We start from the raw sequence: 16,370 nt of genomic DNA, 5'->3' as shown, positions 1-16,370 counted from the left end.
ATGCCGTCTTGAACAGCACACCAGGAGGGCTACATGCGCAAACCAGAACTGGCCTCGGCGATCGCCGAGCGTGCCGACCTATCCAAGGACAAGGCCAGCCAAGTACTCAACGTTATCCTCGATGAAATCACCGGCAGTGTCGCCAAGGGGCAGGATGTCTCGCTGATCGGCTTCGGCTCTTTCACCGTTCGCGAGCGTGCCGCCCGCACTGGCAAGAATCCCCAGACCGGTCAGCCGTTGACCATCCCCGCCAGCAAGACCGTGGCGTTCAAGCCCGGCAAGGCGCTGAAAGACGCCGTCACCAAGTAAGCGTGGCGGTCATCGGCGCGTCCCGAGAGACGCGCTCCACCGGTCGCAGCCCGGCCGGTGGAATGAACTTCCTTCCCTGAGGCATGCCCATGACGCTTCGTTTGATGCTCTGGCTGTTGAGCGTAATGCTCAAGCGCGCCCGGCGTCGCAAGCCACGCTTTCGTGAAGCCCTGTCCGAGTTGAAGCATCTGGACTGGGGGGTCGGCACCGAGGATCTCTCGATTGCCCGCCATTATCGAATGAGTCCCGACGCCATCACCTCCGCGTCCGGCCTGCCGATAGATCTTGATCTCGAGCTGCGCTTCGAGGATGCGGCCACGGCCGTCAAGGTGTTGCGCAAGCCAACGCCTCGCGTCTTCCGCGAAGGCCTGATGGCCGGCAAGCTTCGCCTGGTCGGCGACAGCGGCGATCTCGCCAAGCTGCAGCGTCTGTTCAAGCACCTGTAAAGCTCGTCGATATCCCGTCACGTCGATAGCAGGCCATGTCGACACCCTGCCTAGATGCTCGGCCGCGCCTGCTACCTTCGCGTCTTTCTTTTCCATGCAAGTTGCCATGCAGGGCGCGATACCTGAGGCAGCGAATAGGGCGAAGCGTGGAGTCCGGGCGTGGTTAGTCGGTCAGATGGCGTTATACTAAAGTCGAATCATTCGGGCGCTGGGCGTTATCGCCTCGTCGTCGGCTGATCACGCCGTCATCCGCATGCCGTTGCTACCGCCATCATTGCTGCCTGTCAGGAGTTATTGAGATTTCCGATTCGTTCTCTCATTCGCTGCGTCGACTGTGGACTCTCGACAAATTTGCCTACAGCTTCCGCGTCTTCATCGCCTTGAGCGGTGCCATGGCGCTGAGCTGGTATCAGGACCATATGGCGCTGGCCATTCCGCTGTTTCTCGGCATCATCGCCAGTGCGCTGGCGGAGACCGACGATAACTGGGAGGGGCGCGTCAGGGCGCTACTGGTCACCCTGGCCTGTTTTTTCGTGGCCTCGGTGGCGGTGGAGCTGCTCTTTCCCTGGCCCTGGATGTTCGCCACCGGGCTGACACTCGCCGCGTTCACTCTGATCATGCTGGGCGCTATCGAGCAGCGTTACGCGACGATCGCCACGGCGACGTTGATTCTATCGGTCTACTCGATGATCAATATCGAGCAGCACGGCGGGACCACCGAGGGTAGCTTCTGGTATCAGCCGATGCTGCTGGTCGGCGGCGCCGCCTGGTATGGCGTGATTTCGGTCCTTTGGTGCGCGCTGTTCTCGCGCCAGCCGGTCAAGCAGAGTATGGCGCAGCTATACCGGGAGCTGGGCGAATACCTGGTGATCAAGGCGACGTTCTTCGAGCCGGTCAGGGAGGTGGATGTCGAGGGCCGTCGATTGGCGTTGGCACGACAGAACGGGCGCGTGGTGATGGCCCTTAACCAGGCCAAGGAGATGATTTTTCGGCGCCTCGAGGGTCAGCGCGGCAACCGTAAGCTCAACCGTTATCTGCGGCTTTATTTCATCGCCCAAGACATCCACGAGCGCGTCAGCGCATCTCACTATCCCTATTCGGCTCTCGCCGAGACGTTTTTCCACTATGACGTGCTGTTTCGCTGCCAGCGATTGCTTGACCAGCAGGGGCGCGCCTGCAAGCGCCTATCCAAGGCGCTGCTGCTGCGCCAACCCTTCGATCACGGTCCGAGTGAGCAGGCACTGGATGACCTGCGCGCGTCGATCGCCTACCTGCAGGACCTGGATCATCCCGAATGGGCGCCGCTGCTGCGCTCATTACAGGCGCTCGGGCGCAACCTGACGACCCTCGAGGAGCAGTTGGCAAGCGCCTATAACCCTGATGCCAGCGCCGATCAGAAAGACTCGAGCCTGTTCAATCGTTCCCCGCGTAGCGTCAAGGATGCCTGGGAGCGGATTCGCCTCAACCTGACGCCCGGTTCGCCGACCTTTCGTCACGCGCTGCGCCTTTCGCTTGCCCTGCTGGCGGGCTATGGCGTGCAACATCTCATCCATCCCACCCAGGGCTACTGGATATTGCTGACCACCTTGTTCGTGTGTCGGCCTAACTTCGGCGCCACCCGGCGCTTTCTCCGCCAGCGTATTCAGGGCACCATGATCGGGCTGTGCCTGGGCTGGGCGTCGATCAGCCTCTTTCCTAGCGCCCTCGTACAGTGCCTGCTCTCGGTCGTCGCCGGTGTCGTCTTCTTCGCCAATCGCGAAAAACACTATGTCATTGCCACCGTCGCCATCACCATCCTGGTACTGACCAGCTTCAATCAGGTCGGCGATGGCTTCGATCTTATCCTGCCGCGTCTTGTCGATACGCTGATCGGCGGCCTGATCTCGGGCCTGGCGGTCTTCTTGATCTTGCCCGATTGGCAGGGGCGCCGGCTCAACAAGGTGGCGGCGACGGCACTATCGCGCAACAGCGATTATCTGCGCGAGATCATCCATCAATATGAGACCGGCAAGCAGGATGACCTCGCCTACCGCTTGGCGCGACGCAACGCTCACAACGCGGATGCCGCGCTCTCTACGGTGCTCGCCAACATGCTGCAGGAACCGGGGCATTATCGTAAGAAGGATGCCGACGACGGTTTTCGCTTTCTGGTCGTCTCACATACGCTGCTGGGTTATCTCTCTGCCCTGGGGGCTCACCGCGGCACCCTGGCGGCGAGCGAGGACGACGCGGCTATGTATGCGGCGGCGCGCCGCGTAGCCGACGGCTTCGAGACGATTGCCGCCAGCCTGATGTCGCGTCAGCAGATCCCGGACTTCAAGGATGAACAACGCGCGCTGGTAATGCACTTCGAGCAAGAGCCCACCATGGCGCAGGATGACAGCGATGACGCCCGTCGTGTGATCCAGACTCAGCTTTTGCATATCGCACGACAACTCGTGCCGATGAGCGAGGCGGCAGAGCGGGTGCTGACCCATCCCAGCGATGAGTCGAGCGATGCGTCATACGCCGGTCAGGCCTGACTCGGCCCAGACTGGGTCGTTTCAGACTGATTTGGCTCAGACTGATTCGGCTCAGACTTGGCCGTAGCGCCCCGCTTCTTCACCCAGCCAGCGCCGAATCAAGGGCGCGCTGGAGGCCGGTGACTCCTCGAGCAAGGCCCTGGCCAGTGGGCCGACCCGCTCGAGCAGGTCACGGTCGCGTTCCAGATCGGCAATCTTCATTGCCGCAAGCCCCGTCTGACGTGTACCCAGCACCTCGCCGGGCCCGCGCAGCTCAAGGTCCTTCTCGGCGATGCGAAAGCCGTCGGTGGTCTCGCGCATCACCCCGAGCCGCTCCCGTGAATGGGCCGACAGCGGCGGGTGGTAGAGCAGCACGCAGAAGCTCTCGGTAGCACCGCGCCCGACCCGGCCGCGCAGCTGATGCAGCTGCGAGAGCCCGAGGCGCTCAGGATTCTCGATGATCATCAGACTGGCGTTGGGCACGTCAACGCCGACCTCGATCACCGTGGTGGCGATCAAGAGGTCCAGCTCACCGTCCTTGAAGGCCGCCATCACCTCGGCCTTCTCGCCGGCCTTCATGCGCCCGTGCACCAGGCCGATGGCGAGCCCCGGCAACGCCTCGGTGAGGCTCTCGTGGGTGGCCTCGGCGGCCTGGCACTGCAGGGCCTCGGATTCCTCGATCAGGGTGCAGACCCAGTAGGCCTGGCGGCCCTCGGCGCAGGCGCGTTCGATACGCGTGACCACCTCGGGGCGGCGTTCGTCGGGCACCGCCACGGTCTGCACCGGGGTGCGCCCCGGCGGTAGCTCGTCGATCACCGAGACGTCCAGGTCGGCATAGGCGCTCATTGCCAGGGTGCGCGGGATCGGGGTGGCCGTCATCACCAACTGATGGGGCGTCAGGCCCGCGGCCTCGCCCTTCTCGCGCAGCGCCAGGCGCTGGTGAACGCCGAAGCGGTGCTGCTCGTCGATGATGGCAAGCCCCAGGCACTGAAAGTGAACGTCGGCCTGAAAGAGCGCATGGGTGCCCACCACCAGCTGCACGCGGCCGTCGGCCAGTGCCGCCTTGGTGTCGAGCCGCGCCTTGCCCTTGAGCTTGCCGGCGAGCCAGGCCACCTCGATGCCCAGCGGTTCGAACCATTCCTTGAAGGTGCGGTAGTGCTGTTCGGCGAGCAGCTCGGTGGGCGCCATCATGGCCACCTGACAGCCACCGGCGATGGCGGTGAGCGCCGCCATCGCCGCGACCACCGTCTTGCCCGAGCCCACATCGCCCTGCACCAGGCGCAGCATCGGCACCGCGCGCTCGATATCCCGACCGATCTCGTCGAGCACCCGGCGCTGGGCACCGGTCAGCGAAAACGGCAGTTTCGAGACGAAGCGTGCCTGGAGGCTGCGGCCAGAGGGCAGCGGCGGAGCACCATCGGCCTGAATACGCTGGCGCACCACTCGCAGGCTGAGCTGATGGGCCAGCAGCTCCTCCAGTGCCAGACGGCGTTGGGTCGGGTGGGTGCCCGCCTTGAGCTGCTCCAGGTCAGCCTCGGGGGGCGGGTGGTGCAGGTAATCGAGTGCCGCATGCAGTTCGGGCAGTTGGAAGCGCTCGCGCAGGCCGGTGGGGATCCAGTCCGGCAGCGCTGCCGGCGCTTCGTGAAGCAGGCGCATGGCCTGATCGATCAGCCCGCGCAGACGGGCCTGGTTGAGGCCCTCGGTGGTGGGGTAGAGCGGGGTCAGGTGCTCGTCGACCACCGTCTCACCGGCCTTGATCAGGCGATATTCCGGGTGATAGATCTCGAGCCCGGTGGCGCCGGCCCGGGCTTCGCCGAAGGCGTGGACCCGGGTACCGGGCTGGAACTGCTGTTGCTGCGCTGGGGAGAAGTGGAAGAAGCGCAGGCTTAGGATGCCGGACCCATCGGTGAGGCGCACCAGCAAGCTGCGCCGGCGCCCCTTGATCACGTCGCAGGCCGCGACCTCCCCTTGCACCACCGCCTCGTGCCCGGCGCGCAGGGTGCCGATCGGCGTCACCCGGGTACGGTCCTGGTAGCGCAGCGGCAGGTGGAACAGCAGGTCGGCGATGCTCGCGACGCCCAGCCGGCCAAGCTTGCCGGCCAGCGCCTCGCCGACCCCCTTGAGGGCACTGACGTCCTGGGTCAGCTCGCTCATGAGGTCTCGAGCTGACGGGCCCGGCAGCGCCGGATGGCCTCGGTAAGGGTGTCGATGGCCTTGGGCCGCGGGAAGCTCGCCCGCCAAGCGATGGCCACGGTGCGCGAGGGCACGTCGCTGGAGAAAGGCCTTGCCGTGAGCACGCCGGCTTCATAGTGGCCGGTGCCGATCGCCGAATGGGGCAGCACCGTGATGCCGAGCTTCGAGGCCACCATATGACGAATGGTTTCCAGCGAGCCGCCCTCGGCGGTCAGGGTGTTGTTGGGGCTGTTGAGCTTGGCGCTGATGGCCGGGCAGGCTTCGAGAATCTGGTCGCGGAAACAGTGCCCCTCGCCGAGCAGCAGCAGACGTTCCTGAAGCAGGTCTTCCTTGGCGATGCTGTCCCGCGAGCTCCAGGGGTGATCGGCGGGCATCAGCACCTCGAACTCCTCATCGTAGATTGGCTTGGTCAGCACATCGGTTTCGGTGAAGGGCAGCGCGACGATGATCGCATCGAGCTCGCCGCTTCTCAGCTTGCGCCGCAGGTCGGCGGTAAAGCCCTCCTCTATGTACAGCGACATCTGCGGTGCGGTGCGGGTCAGCTCCGGGATCAGATAGGGAAACAGGTAGGGCCCGATGGTATAGATGGCGCCGATGCGCAGCGGGCTCGCCAGCTGGTCCTTGCCGGCGTTGGCCAGCTCGCGGATGACGCTCGACTGCTCGAGCACCCGTTGGGCCTGCTCGATGATCTGCTCGCCCAGGGGCGTGACCTGTACCGTCGATTTGGAGCGCTCGAACAGCGCCACCCCTAGCTCTTCCTCGAGCTTTTTGACCGCCACCGATAGGGTCGGCTGGGAAACGAAGCAGCGCTCGGCGGCACGCCCGAAGTGGCGCTCCTGTGCCAAGGTTACGATGTAGCGGAGTTCTGTTAGAGTCATGTGATGCCTGGCTGCGTTCTCGCAGTAAATGAACAGGATGGTTCTGATAGCTACTTTTTATCAAGGGGCAGGGCAAAGGTGAAGAAGACGACACTGATTATTGGCTGTGGCGACATCGGCACGACCCTTGGCAAGCGTCTCACCGAGGCCGGTCAGCGGGTGGTGGGCGTGCGCCGCAAGGCCGCGACGCTCGAGGGCAGCGGCATCGAACCGCTGTCTCTCGACATTCACGCCGAGGGCGCGGTGGCCGAACTGCCCGATGCCGACACCCTAGTCTATGTGCTGAGCGCCGACCGCTTCGAGGAAGACGCCTATCGCGCCGCCTATCCGGCCGGTCTCAAGGCGGTGCTCGCCGAGTTCGCCGGTCGTGAGACGCCGCCGCGTCACGTGTTCTTTGTCTCCTCCACCAGCGTCTATGCGCAGCGCGAAGGCGAGCAGGTCGATGAGGATAGCCCCATCGACCCCAGCGGTTTTTCCGGCCAACTGATGCAGGAGGCCGAAGAGGCGCTGATGGCGCATGAGTTGCCGGGCACCGTGGTGCGTTTCTCGGGCATCTACGGGCCGGGGCGTGACCGGCTGATCCGCCAGGCCGGCGAGGGGCGCATCGCCGCCGCCAATCCTCCCATGTATTCCAACCGCATTCACCGCGACGACTGTGCTGGGGTGCTTGAGCACCTGATCCAGCGCGTGCTGGATGATGCGCCGGTGGAGCCGCTCTACCTTGCTAGCGACTGCGAGCCGGCGCCATTGCACGAGGTGATGACCTGGTTGGCCACCAAGCTCAAGGTCGAGTCCACCCAGGTCATCCAGTCGCCGCTGCGCCGCCGGGCCAGCAAGCGCTGCAATAACGCTCGCCTACTGGCCTCCGGCTATGTTTTCCGCTACCCGAGCTACCGTGAGGGCTATGCTCAGGTCCTCGAGGCCGGCGGCTTCCTACCCGAGGCCTCCCGCTAGGGTTGAGGCGTTACAGCCGCCAGCGATAGCCCAGTGATAGCACCTCCAGCCCGTCGTTGGGCGGTTGGATACTGGCATTCGAGTAGTGGGCGAGGGCCAATTGAAGCGCGCCTGGCCCCCAGGGCCTGCCGATCGCCAATCGGTCCTCGAATTGGCCGGCAGTGCCAAACTCGCTGTCGCGCAGCTCGGCCTTGAGAAAGATCGCCGCGCCGACACCCCCCTCAATGAAAGTGCCGCCGGAAAAGGTGTAGCGCAGCGCAGGGGCCAGAATCAGTGCGGCATTCGATTTCTCGCTGTTGCGCCCGGGCAGCAAGAGCAAGCGCCCGGATAACTGTAGCGACCACGCTTGCCACTCGCTAGACAGCCAGGGCAGGGAAGTGACGCCGTGGTGCAGGCCAAGCGTCAGCGTTGGGCTATTCTCACTGCTGATGCCGCCTTCCAGACCGGGCTCCAGCGACCAGGCGTGTGCCTCGAGCGAGCTCCACCCTAGCATGAGGGCGACCACTGCCCCTCGCCATTGTCTCACCTTGCTTCGCTTGTTTTCCTGCATGGCTGCCCCTCCTGGAAACCCGCTACTCGCCAAGTGACGTCGCCAGGCTTTCGAAGCGTGGCCCATCGTCGGTGATCTCGAACTCGATGAGTATTAGCTGATTATAGCGCCAGTGGGGGATAACGCTGGGATGAGCGCCCGGAGATAAGAGACGTGGTAAGGCGAACTAGGATGGCATGAGGGAGGATGGAACGAAGCAGCAAAAGGCTTGCCTGGGGGACGGTCTATCGCTGGTAAGGGGGTAAGCGTCAGGACCGGATAAAAAGGCCGGCCGACAGTCCCCCGCGCCTAGCCGTTCTAGCCTCAGCGCGAGGAACAGACGATAGCGTTCGCCATCGGATCAGTCGCCGATCACCATGACGGCCTCGGCTTCGAACTGGCTGCCCTTGGGCAGGGCCTTGATGCCGACGGCGGCGCGGGCCGGGTAAGGAGTCGCGAAGAACTCTTCCATCACCCGGTTCACGATCGCGAAGTTGTCGAGATCGACCAGATAAAGGTTGATCTTGACGATGTCCTGCAGCGAGCCGGCGGCTTCCTCGCAGACCGCAGACAGGTTCTTGAAAACCTGGCGGGCCTGTGTCTCGAAGTCGTCGGAGACCAGCTCCATGGTGGCCGGGTCCAGCGGGATCTGGCCGGAGATATAGACGGTGTTGCCCGCCTTGATGGCCTGAGAGTAGGGGCCGATGGCTGCCGGTGCCTTCTCGGTGTTGATGACGGCCTTGTTGCTCATAGCGATGCTCCTGTTGTGATTGTGGCGTGAAATAAAACGACGAATATCCCCGCCCGAGCTCATCGAGCGGGGGCAAAGCAATGGTGTCAATTGCGTACGCGGGTGATCTTGTCGACGTGGGACAGGTTGCGGATCCGCTTCATGATGCTCGCCAGGTGAACGCGGTCATGGACCGACAGGGTCAGGTTGACGATCGATAGTCGGGCATCGCGTTCCTCGATGCCGATACGCTCGATATTGGCATCGGCGTCGGTCACTAGGCTCGCCAGCTCGGCGACTAGGCCGCGACGGCTTTCCATGTGGATACGCAGCGCCACCGGAAAATCTTCCTGAATGTTATCCGACCAGGAGAGGCTGAAGAGCTTGTCCGGGTCGCTCCTCAACTCCACCAGATTGCGGCATTCGGTGCGGTGTACGACGATGCCCTTGCCTGCCGAAAGGTGGCCGATCACAGGGTCGCCGGGTAACGGATGGCAGCAACGGGCGAAGTTGATGACCATGCCATCGGCACCGCTGATGACGATCGAGCCTTCGGCATTGCCGGAGCCGATATCACCGCCACTTGCCGGCTTGGCGTCGGGCAGCCTGTTGGCGAGCCGGTGGGCGACGGCGTGGGCCATGCGATTACCCAGGCCAATCGACTCCAGCAGCTCATCGCTGCGCTTGAGCGAGAGCTCCCCGAGCAGAGACGGCAGAGCGTCCTGGGGCAACTCCTCGAGGCTGAGCTCGTAATCGGCAAGCGCCTTGTTGAGCAGACGATGGCCGAGCTGAACGGATTCGGTGTGCTGCTGGTGCTTGAGCGCATGGCGGATCGCCGAGCGTGCCTTGGCGGTCATCACGAACGATAGCCAAGCGGTGTTGGGCCGGGCCCCGGGCGCGGTGATGATCTCGAGAGTCTGGCCGCTCTCCAGCCGGCTCGACAGCGGCGCCAGGTGGCGGTCGATGCGACAGGCAATGCAGCTGTTACCGATATCGGTATGCACGCTGTAGGCGAAGTCGATCACCGTGGCGCCCTGAGGCAGTTCCATGATGTCGCCCTTGGGCGTGAACACGTAGATATCGTCGGGGAAGAGGTCATTCTTGACGTGCTCGATGAACTCCAGCGAGTTGCCCGCCTGGCGCTGCATTTCGAGCAGGCCGCGCACCCATTCCCGCGCCCGGGCGTGGCTGCCGGCGGCGATTGGCCGCTCGGTCTGGCCGGCCTTGTAAAGCCAGTGGGCGGCGATGCCGTTGTTGGCCATGGCCTCCATCTCGCGGGTGCGGATCTGCACTTCGATGGGCATGCCGCCGGTGCCGAACAGGGTGGTATGCAGGCTCTGATAGCCGTTGGCCTTGGGGATGGCGATGTAATCCTTGAAGCGCCCAGGCACCGGCTTGTAGAGATTGTGTACCGCACCCAGGATGCGATAGCAGCTGTCGACATCGTCGGTGATGATGCGAAACCCGAACACGTCCATGATCTCGGCGAACGGCTTACGCTGGTCGCGCATCTTGCGATAGATCGACAGCAAATGCTTTTGGCGCCCGACCACGGTGCCCGACAGGCCGTCGTCGTCGAGGCATTTCTGCAGGCTCGACTGGACCTGACGGATGGTGGTGCGACGGCTGCCACGGGCCTTGCCCACTGCGCGCTTGATGCGCTCGGCGCGCATTGGGTGCAGGGCCTGGAAGGACAGGTCCTCGAGCTCGACGCGAATGGTGTTGATACCGAGCCGGCCGGCGATGCGGGCGTAGATTTCGAGGGTTTCGCGGGCGATGCGGCGCTTCTTGTCCGGGCGCAGGGCTCCCAGGGTGCGCATGTTGTGCAGGCGGTCGGCGAGCTTGACGATGATCACCCGGATATCCCGAGACATCGCCAACACCATCTTCTGGAAATTTTCGGCCTGGGCGACGGCCTTGTCTTCGAAGGTGATCTGGGTGAGCTTCGAGACACCGTCGACCAGCTCCGCTACCGGTTCGCCAAACTGCGCGGCGAGGGCCTTCTTGGAGACGCCGGTATCCTCGATCACGTCATGCAGCATGGCTGCCATCAGCGCCTGATGGTCCATATGCATATTGGCAAGGATGTTGGCGACCGCCAGCGGATGGGTCACATAGGGCTCACCTGAACGGCGGCGCTGGCCGTCATGAGCCTGTTCGGCGTAGTAAAAGGCGCGCTTGACCTGGCGGATTTCCTCCGAAGGAAGATAGCCGCCTAGGCGGTCGGCCAGGTCATCGATGGTGAACATGCAGCACGCCTATACCCTGAACGCAAAGGAAAGGTCGACGATATCAGAATTCAGCGCGGTTGCGTCATTCCTCGCCCATTTCGGGCTCGCGGCGGGGGCGTACCGGCGCCTCGATAGGCTCGTTGAGCACGTTTTCGTCGATCTTCTCGGCGGCGATCTCACGCAGCGCCATGACCGTGGGCTTGTCGTTTTCCCAGGGCAGCAGGGCATCGCGGGAGCCGCGGGCCAGCTGACGCGCACGCTGGGTGGAGATCATCACCAGCTTGAAACGGTTTTCGACGTGTTCCAGACAATCTTCGACGGTGACTCGCGCCATGATCAGGTACCTGAGTTCGAGGGATGGGAAAGATAAATCGTTCGAAGGCCCCGCCGACGGGCACGCTGCGGGACCGTGCAGTCTACTGTAGCCCTTCGTCCTGTGACAAGAGCGACGCCAGCAGTAGGCCCTGGCGCTCGCGTACCCGGGCAAGCCGGGTACGCTGACCGCGCACCAGCGCTTCGAGCTCGGCAAGGGCAGTGGCGAAGTCGTCGTTGATGATCACGTGGGCATATTCGTCGAAGTGCGACATCTCGCTGATGGCGTCGCGCATGCGACGCTCGATGATTGATTCGTCATCGGTGCCGCGGCCGGCAAGCCGTGCGCGCAGCGCGGCCCGGGACGGCGGCAGGATGAACACGGATTCGGCCTCGGGCATCTGGGCGCGGACCTGACGGGCGCCCTGCCAGTCGATTTCCAGGATCACGTCTTCACCGGCTGCCAGGCGGGCTTCCACCGCCGGGCGCGAGGTGCCGTAGTAGTTATCGAAGACGCGGGCGTGTTCGAAGAACTCCCCGCGCTCGATCATCTCCTCGAAGCGCTCACGGTCGACGAAGTGGTAGTTGACGCCATCCACCTCACCCGGGCGTTTCTCGCGGGTGGTATGCGAGACCGAGACGCCGATGCCGTCCAGGTGCTCGAGCAGGGCCTTGACCAGGCTGGTCTTGCCGGCTCCGGAGGGAGCGGAAACGATGTAGAGAGTGCCTTGAGACATGAAGAAACCTTTGCCGCGCCAATGACGGATCGGGGCGCCCGCAATCCGTCTCACAATAAAGTCATGATTATCGCATACCGTGTCGGCCTCTGGGATAATAGCCTGCTAATTTCGCGCCGCCTGACGGTTGCGTCATCACTGTTTCAGGGAGCGTGACATGACTACGGAAGCAACTCGTTCATCTTCTAACCCCCGCTTGGCCGAGATGGCCCTGGCACTTGGGGGCTTCGCCATCGGCACAACCGAATTCGTGATCATGGGCCTGATGCAGCGTATCGCCACCGATTATGGCATCGCGGTCCAAGACGTGGGGCTGGCGATCAGCGCTTATGCCTTTGGGGTGGTGGTCGGTGCGCCCTTGATCTCGGCGATCGGCGCACGCATTCCCCGTCGTCGGCTGCTGATCGGCCTGATGGTAATGTTCGCCGCCAGTAACCTGCTGACCCTGCTGGCGCCTTCCTTCTATGGATTCGTTGCCCTGCGCTTCTTTGCCGGCTTGCCACACGGGGTCTACCTGGGGGTGGCGGCGCTGGTGGCCGCTAATGTTGCCGAGCCCCACGAACGGGGCCGTGCCGTCGGCCGGGTGCTGGTGGGGCTGACCCTGGCGATACTGGCCGGGGCGCCGCTGGCGACCTGGATAGGTGGCCTCTTGGGCTGGAAGGCCGCCTTCGTGATGGTGGGTGCGCTGGGGCTTGCCACGGCGCTGCTGGTGCGACTGTGGGTGCCGGTGCAGCCGGCGAATGAGGGCGCGTCGCTGCGCTCGGAGCTATCGGCCATCACCAAGCCACGCGTGCTCTATACCCTGGCCGTCGCCTGCGTCGGCTTCGCCGGCATGTTCAGCGTATTCAGCTATGCGATGCCGACCCTGACCCATCAGGCGGGCATGCCCGAGGCGCTAGGCCCGTTGGTCCTGGCGACCTTTGGGGTGGGCTCGGTGATCGGCAACCTGGTCGGCGGGCGGCTGGCCGACGCCAACCAGCGTCTGGCCATCGGCGGAGCCCTGATCTGGGCCGCGCTCTGTCAGCTGGGCTTCTTCCTGGCTGCCGATCAGATCTGGAGCGGCATGCTGTTTGTGGGTCTGGTGGGTACCTGCGGTGCCCTGGTACCGCCGTTGCAGACTCGCCTGATGGACGTTGCCGGCGATGCCCAGACCATGGCCGCGACCCTCAACCACGCCGCCTTCAACATCGCCAATGGTCTCGGCGCTTGGCTGGGGGGCCTGGCGGTCACGGTGGGGCTGGGATGGTCGGCGACCGGGCTGGTGGGTATGGTCATGGCGCTGGGCGGTCTAGTGATCTTCCTTGTTGCCCTGGCGCGGGAGCGCGCGGCTCAGGTGCCGGCCTGATTTGATGGCGACGCTTGTCATTACAAGGAGAGACCATGACGACTGCTGGCAATAGCCGCGCCCAGGCATCGGCGCTGCCTTTCCTGGGTGTGGCGCTTGCGTTTCTGATCACCATGTTGGGTACCACCCTGCCCACGCCTCTGTACCCGGTCTATCAGGCGCGCTTTGATTTCTCGCAGCTGACCATCACGGTGATCTTCGCCGTCTATGCGCTGGGTGTGATGGGGGCGCTGGTGGCGACCGGGCGCTGGTCGGATCAGCTCGGGCGTCGCCCAATGCTGGGCGCCGGTCTGGCGGCGGCGGCCATCAGTGATTTGATTTTCCTGTCCAGCGATGGCCTTTCAAGCCTATTGGTCGGCCGCTTCATCTCGGGAGTGTCGGCCGGCATCTTCACGGCGACGGCCACCGTGGCGGTAATGGAGCTGGCGCCGGCGACCTGGCCTAAGCGGGCGGCCTTCCTGGCGACGGCCGTCAACATGGGCGGCCTGGGGCTGGGGCCAATCGTTGCCGGCTTACTGGTGGAATACCAGCCCTGGCCGCTACGCCTGGCCTACGGGGTGCACCTTCTGCTGGCCGTCCTGGCGGCGCTGGCGGTGCTCAAGGCGCCGGAGACCGTGACCCGTCCGGCGCGGCCGACGCTCACGCTACAGCGGCTACAGGTGCCGGAGGAGGTTCGCGATATCTTCCTGCCCGCGGCGATCGCCGGCTTCGCCGGTTTTGCCCTGCTGGGGTTTTTCACTGCTACGGCACCGGCCTTCATGATCGGCGTGCTTGGCTATGACAACCTAGCGCTCAGCGGGCTTACCGCGGGCTCAGTGTTCTTCGCCTCGACCCTTGGCCAGTTTCTGCAGGAGCGTTGCTCTCCATCCTGGCGGCTGCCACTAGGCTGCGCCGGAGTGATTCTCGGCGCCGCGCTGGTCGGCATTGGCATTGGGCTCGCCTCGCTTACGTTCTTTCTGTCCGGCGCCCTGGTGGCGGGCATTGGCCAGGGAATGGCCTTTCGCGCGGGCCTGGGGGCCGTCGTGCAGGCAAGCCCTGCCGGTCAGCGCGGCGGGGTGGCTGCCACCTTCTTCATCGTGGCTTATATCGCCCTCTCGATCCCGGTAGTGGGCATCGGGCTTGCGGTCCGTGCCTTTGGCCTGGCACCCGCGGGCATGGCATTTGCCGGCGGTGTCGCACTGCTGGCGGCCACCTCGCTGGCGAGCCTTTTGTGGATGAGGCACCGCAAGGCGCAGGGCTAAACCGCCCATAACCTCCACCTTCCTGAACCAACAACGCCGGGCGATTGGCCCGGCGCTATTGTGTGACATCGTGTGCTGCTTTCTATAGACAGTCCGTCGGATAAGCATCACTGCACGGACTGGCCTCGGTCAGACCTCGACGTTGAGGGTCACATCGATGTTGCCGCGGGTAGCGTTGGAGTAGGGGCAAACCTGGTGGGCCGCATCGACCAGTGACTGGGCTGCAGCCTGATCCATGCCCGGCAGCGAGACATTGAGGGCGACCTCAATGCCGAAGCCGGTGGGAATCTGGCCGATGCCGACCTGGCCTACTACCTGAGTCGCCTCGGGCAGCTTGACCTGCTGTTGACTGGCGACGTGCTTCATGGCGCCGATGAAACAGGCGGAATAACCGGCGGCGAACAGTTGTTCGGGGTTAGTGCCGTTGCCGCCAGCGCCACCGAGTTCTTTCGGTGTGCTCAATGACACCGACAGGGCGCCATCAGGTGTCTGGGAGGAGCCGTCACGGCCGCCGGTCGTGGTGGCTTCAGCGCGGTATAGAACCTTTTCGATCGACATGGATATTCTCCAGATAGTGAGACCTTCACAGAGGAAGGTGGTTTGCTATTCAATAGTGCACTACTTAAATGGACAAAAAAACTTAGCCGTTGGCATCCAGCTTCTTGCGCAGGTCATTGAGCTCATCGCGCAACCGGCCCAGTTCCTGCGGTTCGCAGTGAGTAGCACAGATGGCCGCCTTGGGCACGCCGCGAGCGCGGCCTTTAAGCGCTTCGCCTGCCGCACTGAGGCTGACATCGACGCGGCGCTCATCCTCGCTTGAACGCTGGCGCTTGACCAGACCGTGCGCCTCAAGCCGCTTGAGCAATGGCGTCAGGGTCGCTGAGTCGAGGCCCAGGTGCTCACCAATCTTCGACACCGACAACTGCTGGTTGTGCTGCCAAAGCACTAGCATGACCAAGTACTGCGGGTAGGTCAGGCCAAGTTCGTTGAGCAGCCGCCGATAGAGCTTGTTCATCGCCAACTGAGTCGAATACAGCGCGAAACAAAGCTGGTTATCGAGTGTCAGCAGGCTGTCGTCGTCGACGGCGTGATCAGTCATGTCCATGGCTCAATTTAGGTAGTGTGCGATTGTTTTGCAAGCTATAGCTTCGAGCTTGACGTAAAGTGCTGTCGATCCGCTTTACTGAGAAGGGTAACAGAAAAGCTTGGACAAGCATTGCGTAACAATATGTTATGTCGAGTCAGCAAGTTATGGCAGGCTCCCGTCGATACTGGAATGTGCAAGATGCCGGGCGGTGGTCAAGGATCAAAAACCGATGATATGAGACGGCACTACCCAAGCTCCATCGCTATACGCAAGAGCCCTGTTTGTTGTTAAAAACGGTCTATGGTGTTGATTTTACAGGTTTTTCCATGCCAGTTACTTATGCCAAGCGCTATGTCAAACGCTCAGGCCAAGAACATGCCACGAGAGAGCCTCGTGCTTGCCACTTTTCGTGTGTGGTCGGGCTACGCATCACGGGTAGGTCTACAAGACATCGACATTGCTGTAGCGGAACGTCTTGTCGCTGGCAGGGGCCGAGCGTGGACCCTAAAGCGATGGTCACAACATGAAAGTTGCTTTGTCGGCGTAGTCTGGGCCTTTGGTATCCGGCCAGAGGTGTGCGGAAACCATAAGCGACGGTTAATAGATTTTTAAGAATATTTCGTAGCAAGAAAAATCATTGTTTGATCGTATGGTCAATCATCACGCTGGGAGCTGCAAACGCATGATCGGACGAAAAGTGGACAAAAAGCTTATAGAAGCCATCAAGTCCAATACGCCCTGTATCACCTTTGATGTCAAGGGTAATATTCTGGATGCTAGTGATAGCTTCCTTGAGTGTGGGCGGATGCAGCTTCTGAGTGCAACACGGTCAATGAATCGATGACGGAGCTTCATGGTACTTCGCCATCAGTTCGCT

15 protein-coding genes are annotated in these 16,370 nt (G+C 63.0%); 6 read left to right on the top strand and 9 right to left on the bottom strand.

Annotated elements, in window-relative coordinates; translation table 11 throughout:
* The first annotated feature begins 33 nt into the window (after positions 1 to 33).
* From HUS66_RS16385 to yccS, 3 genes are all read left to right on the top strand, one after another.
* Positions 34 to 309, top strand: a complete 276-nt coding sequence (locus tag HUS66_RS16385) for an HU family DNA-binding protein (RefSeq protein ID WP_092525168.1) — start codon at positions 34 to 36, stop codon at positions 307 to 309.
* Positions 310 to 398: 89 nt separating this feature from the next.
* Entirely contained in the window at positions 399 to 755 is a 357-nt protein-coding gene (locus HUS66_RS16380; protein ID WP_175072268.1) for a hypothetical protein, read from the top strand.
* Positions 756 to 1,054: 299 nt separating this feature from the next.
* Complete coding sequence (gene yccS, locus HUS66_RS16375) at positions 1,055 to 3,277, top strand: YccS family putative transporter (protein WP_175072286.1); 2,223 nt, start codon at positions 1,055 to 1,057, stop codon at positions 3,275 to 3,277.
* Between the two features lie 51 nt (positions 3,278 to 3,328).
* On the opposite strand, the gene recG is transcribed toward yccS, so the two are convergent.
* Together recG and HUS66_RS16365 are read right to left on the bottom strand one after the other, a co-directional pair.
* Positions 3,329 to 5,410, bottom strand: a complete 2,082-nt coding sequence (gene recG, locus HUS66_RS16370) for an ATP-dependent DNA helicase RecG (RefSeq protein WP_175072267.1) — start codon at positions 5,408 to 5,410, stop codon at positions 3,329 to 3,331.
* Entirely contained in the window at positions 5,407 to 6,327 is a 921-nt protein-coding gene (locus tag HUS66_RS16365) for a LysR substrate-binding domain-containing protein (protein WP_175072266.1), read from the bottom strand. Before HUS66_RS16365 ends, recG begins: the two co-directional genes overlap by 4 nt.
* Positions 6,328 to 6,405: 78 nt before the next feature.
* Here HUS66_RS16365 and HUS66_RS16360 point away from each other — a divergent pair, with 78 nt between their 5' ends.
* Positions 6,406 to 7,281, top strand: coding sequence for an SDR family oxidoreductase (locus HUS66_RS16360; RefSeq protein WP_175072265.1), 876 nt, complete (start codon positions 6,406 to 6,408; stop codon positions 7,279 to 7,281).
* Between the two features lie 10 nt (positions 7,282 to 7,291).
* On the opposite strand, the gene HUS66_RS16355 is transcribed toward HUS66_RS16360, so the two are convergent.
* From HUS66_RS16355 to gmk, 5 genes are all read right to left on the bottom strand, one after another.
* On the bottom strand, positions 7,292 to 7,831 hold the full coding sequence (locus tag HUS66_RS16355; RefSeq protein WP_175072264.1) for an acyloxyacyl hydrolase: 540 nt from the start codon (positions 7,829 to 7,831) through the stop codon (positions 7,292 to 7,294).
* Positions 7,832 to 8,171: 340 nt separating this feature from the next.
* Positions 8,172 to 8,561, bottom strand: coding sequence for a RidA family protein (locus HUS66_RS16350; protein WP_175072263.1), 390 nt, complete (start codon positions 8,559 to 8,561; stop codon positions 8,172 to 8,174).
* Between the two features lie 86 nt (positions 8,562 to 8,647).
* Entirely contained in the window at positions 8,648 to 10,789 is a 2,142-nt protein-coding gene (locus HUS66_RS16345; protein WP_175072262.1) for a RelA/SpoT family protein, read from the bottom strand.
* A gap of 64 nt (positions 10,790 to 10,853) precedes the next feature.
* On the bottom strand, positions 10,854 to 11,105 hold the full coding sequence (rpoZ, locus tag HUS66_RS16340) for a DNA-directed RNA polymerase subunit omega (RefSeq protein ID WP_092525152.1): 252 nt from the start codon (positions 11,103 to 11,105) through the stop codon (positions 10,854 to 10,856).
* An 82-nt stretch (positions 11,106 to 11,187) separates the two neighbouring features.
* A complete protein-coding gene (gmk, locus tag HUS66_RS16335) occupies positions 11,188 to 11,820 on the bottom strand; it encodes a guanylate kinase (protein ID WP_175072261.1) in 633 nt (210 codons plus the stop codon).
* 157 nt (positions 11,821 to 11,977) lie between these two features.
* Between gmk and HUS66_RS16330 the strand changes: the two genes are divergently transcribed.
* Together HUS66_RS16330 and HUS66_RS16325 are read left to right on the top strand one after the other, a co-directional pair.
* Positions 11,978 to 13,165 carry an MFS transporter gene (locus HUS66_RS16330; RefSeq protein WP_175072260.1) on the top strand — a complete coding sequence of 396 codons (1,188 nt, stop codon included), beginning with the start codon at positions 11,978 to 11,980 and terminating at the stop codon, positions 13,163 to 13,165.
* A gap of 35 nt (positions 13,166 to 13,200) precedes the next feature.
* Positions 13,201 to 14,406, top strand: coding sequence for an MFS transporter (locus HUS66_RS16325; RefSeq protein WP_175072259.1), 1,206 nt, complete (start codon positions 13,201 to 13,203; stop codon positions 14,404 to 14,406).
* Positions 14,407 to 14,535: 129 nt separating this feature from the next.
* Here the strand turns inward: HUS66_RS16325 and HUS66_RS16320 are convergent, their stop codons facing one another.
* Complete coding sequence (locus HUS66_RS16320) at positions 14,536 to 14,964, bottom strand: organic hydroperoxide resistance protein (RefSeq protein WP_175072258.1); 429 nt, start codon at positions 14,962 to 14,964, stop codon at positions 14,536 to 14,538.
* A gap of 82 nt (positions 14,965 to 15,046) precedes the next feature.
* Positions 15,047 to 15,505, bottom strand: coding sequence for a MarR family winged helix-turn-helix transcriptional regulator (locus HUS66_RS16315; RefSeq protein WP_175072257.1), 459 nt, complete (start codon positions 15,503 to 15,505; stop codon positions 15,047 to 15,049).
* Positions 15,506 to 16,370 lie beyond the last annotated feature (865 nt).

The sequence above is a fragment of the Onishia taeanensis genome (assembly GCF_013349955.1).
Lineage (GTDB): Bacteria > Pseudomonadota > Gammaproteobacteria > Pseudomonadales > Halomonadaceae > Onishia > Onishia taeanensis_B.
Note: the sequence above shows the minus strand (reverse complement) of the source record. Positions and strands in the feature narration are given on the sequence as shown.

Coding starts and splice junctions, on each gene's coding strand:
- HUS66_RS16385 (WP_092525168.1), top strand. CDS start 34: ATGCGCAAACCAGAACTGGCCTCGGCGATCGCCGAGCGTGCCGACCTA.
- HUS66_RS16380 (WP_175072268.1), top strand. CDS start 399: ATGACGCTTCGTTTGATGCTCTGGCTGTTGAGCGTAATGCTCAAGCGC.
- recG (WP_175072267.1), bottom strand. CDS start 5,410: ATGAGCGAGCTGACCCAGGACGTCAGTGCCCTCAAGGGGGTCGGCGAG.
- HUS66_RS16365 (WP_175072266.1), bottom strand. CDS start 6,327: ATGACTCTAACAGAACTCCGCTACATCGTAACCTTGGCACAGGAGCGC.
- HUS66_RS16355 (WP_175072264.1), bottom strand. CDS start 7,831: ATGCAGGAAAACAAGCGAAGCAAGGTGAGACAATGGCGAGGGGCAGTG.
- HUS66_RS16350 (WP_175072263.1), bottom strand. CDS start 8,561: ATGAGCAACAAGGCCGTCATCAACACCGAGAAGGCACCGGCAGCCATC.
- HUS66_RS16345 (WP_175072262.1), bottom strand. CDS start 10,789: ATGTTCACCATCGATGACCTGGCCGACCGCCTAGGCGGCTATCTTCCT.
- rpoZ (WP_092525152.1), bottom strand. CDS start 11,105: ATGGCGCGAGTCACCGTCGAAGATTGTCTGGAACACGTCGAAAACCGT.
- gmk (WP_175072261.1), bottom strand. CDS start 11,820: ATGTCTCAAGGCACTCTCTACATCGTTTCCGCTCCCTCCGGAGCCGGC.
- HUS66_RS16330 (WP_175072260.1), top strand. CDS start 11,978: ATGACTACGGAAGCAACTCGTTCATCTTCTAACCCCCGCTTGGCCGAG.
- HUS66_RS16325 (WP_175072259.1), top strand. CDS start 13,201: ATGACGACTGCTGGCAATAGCCGCGCCCAGGCATCGGCGCTGCCTTTC.
- HUS66_RS16320 (WP_175072258.1), bottom strand. CDS start 14,964: ATGTCGATCGAAAAGGTTCTATACCGCGCTGAAGCCACCACGACCGGC.
- HUS66_RS16315 (WP_175072257.1), bottom strand. CDS start 15,505: ATGACTGATCACGCCGTCGACGACGACAGCCTGCTGACACTCGATAAC.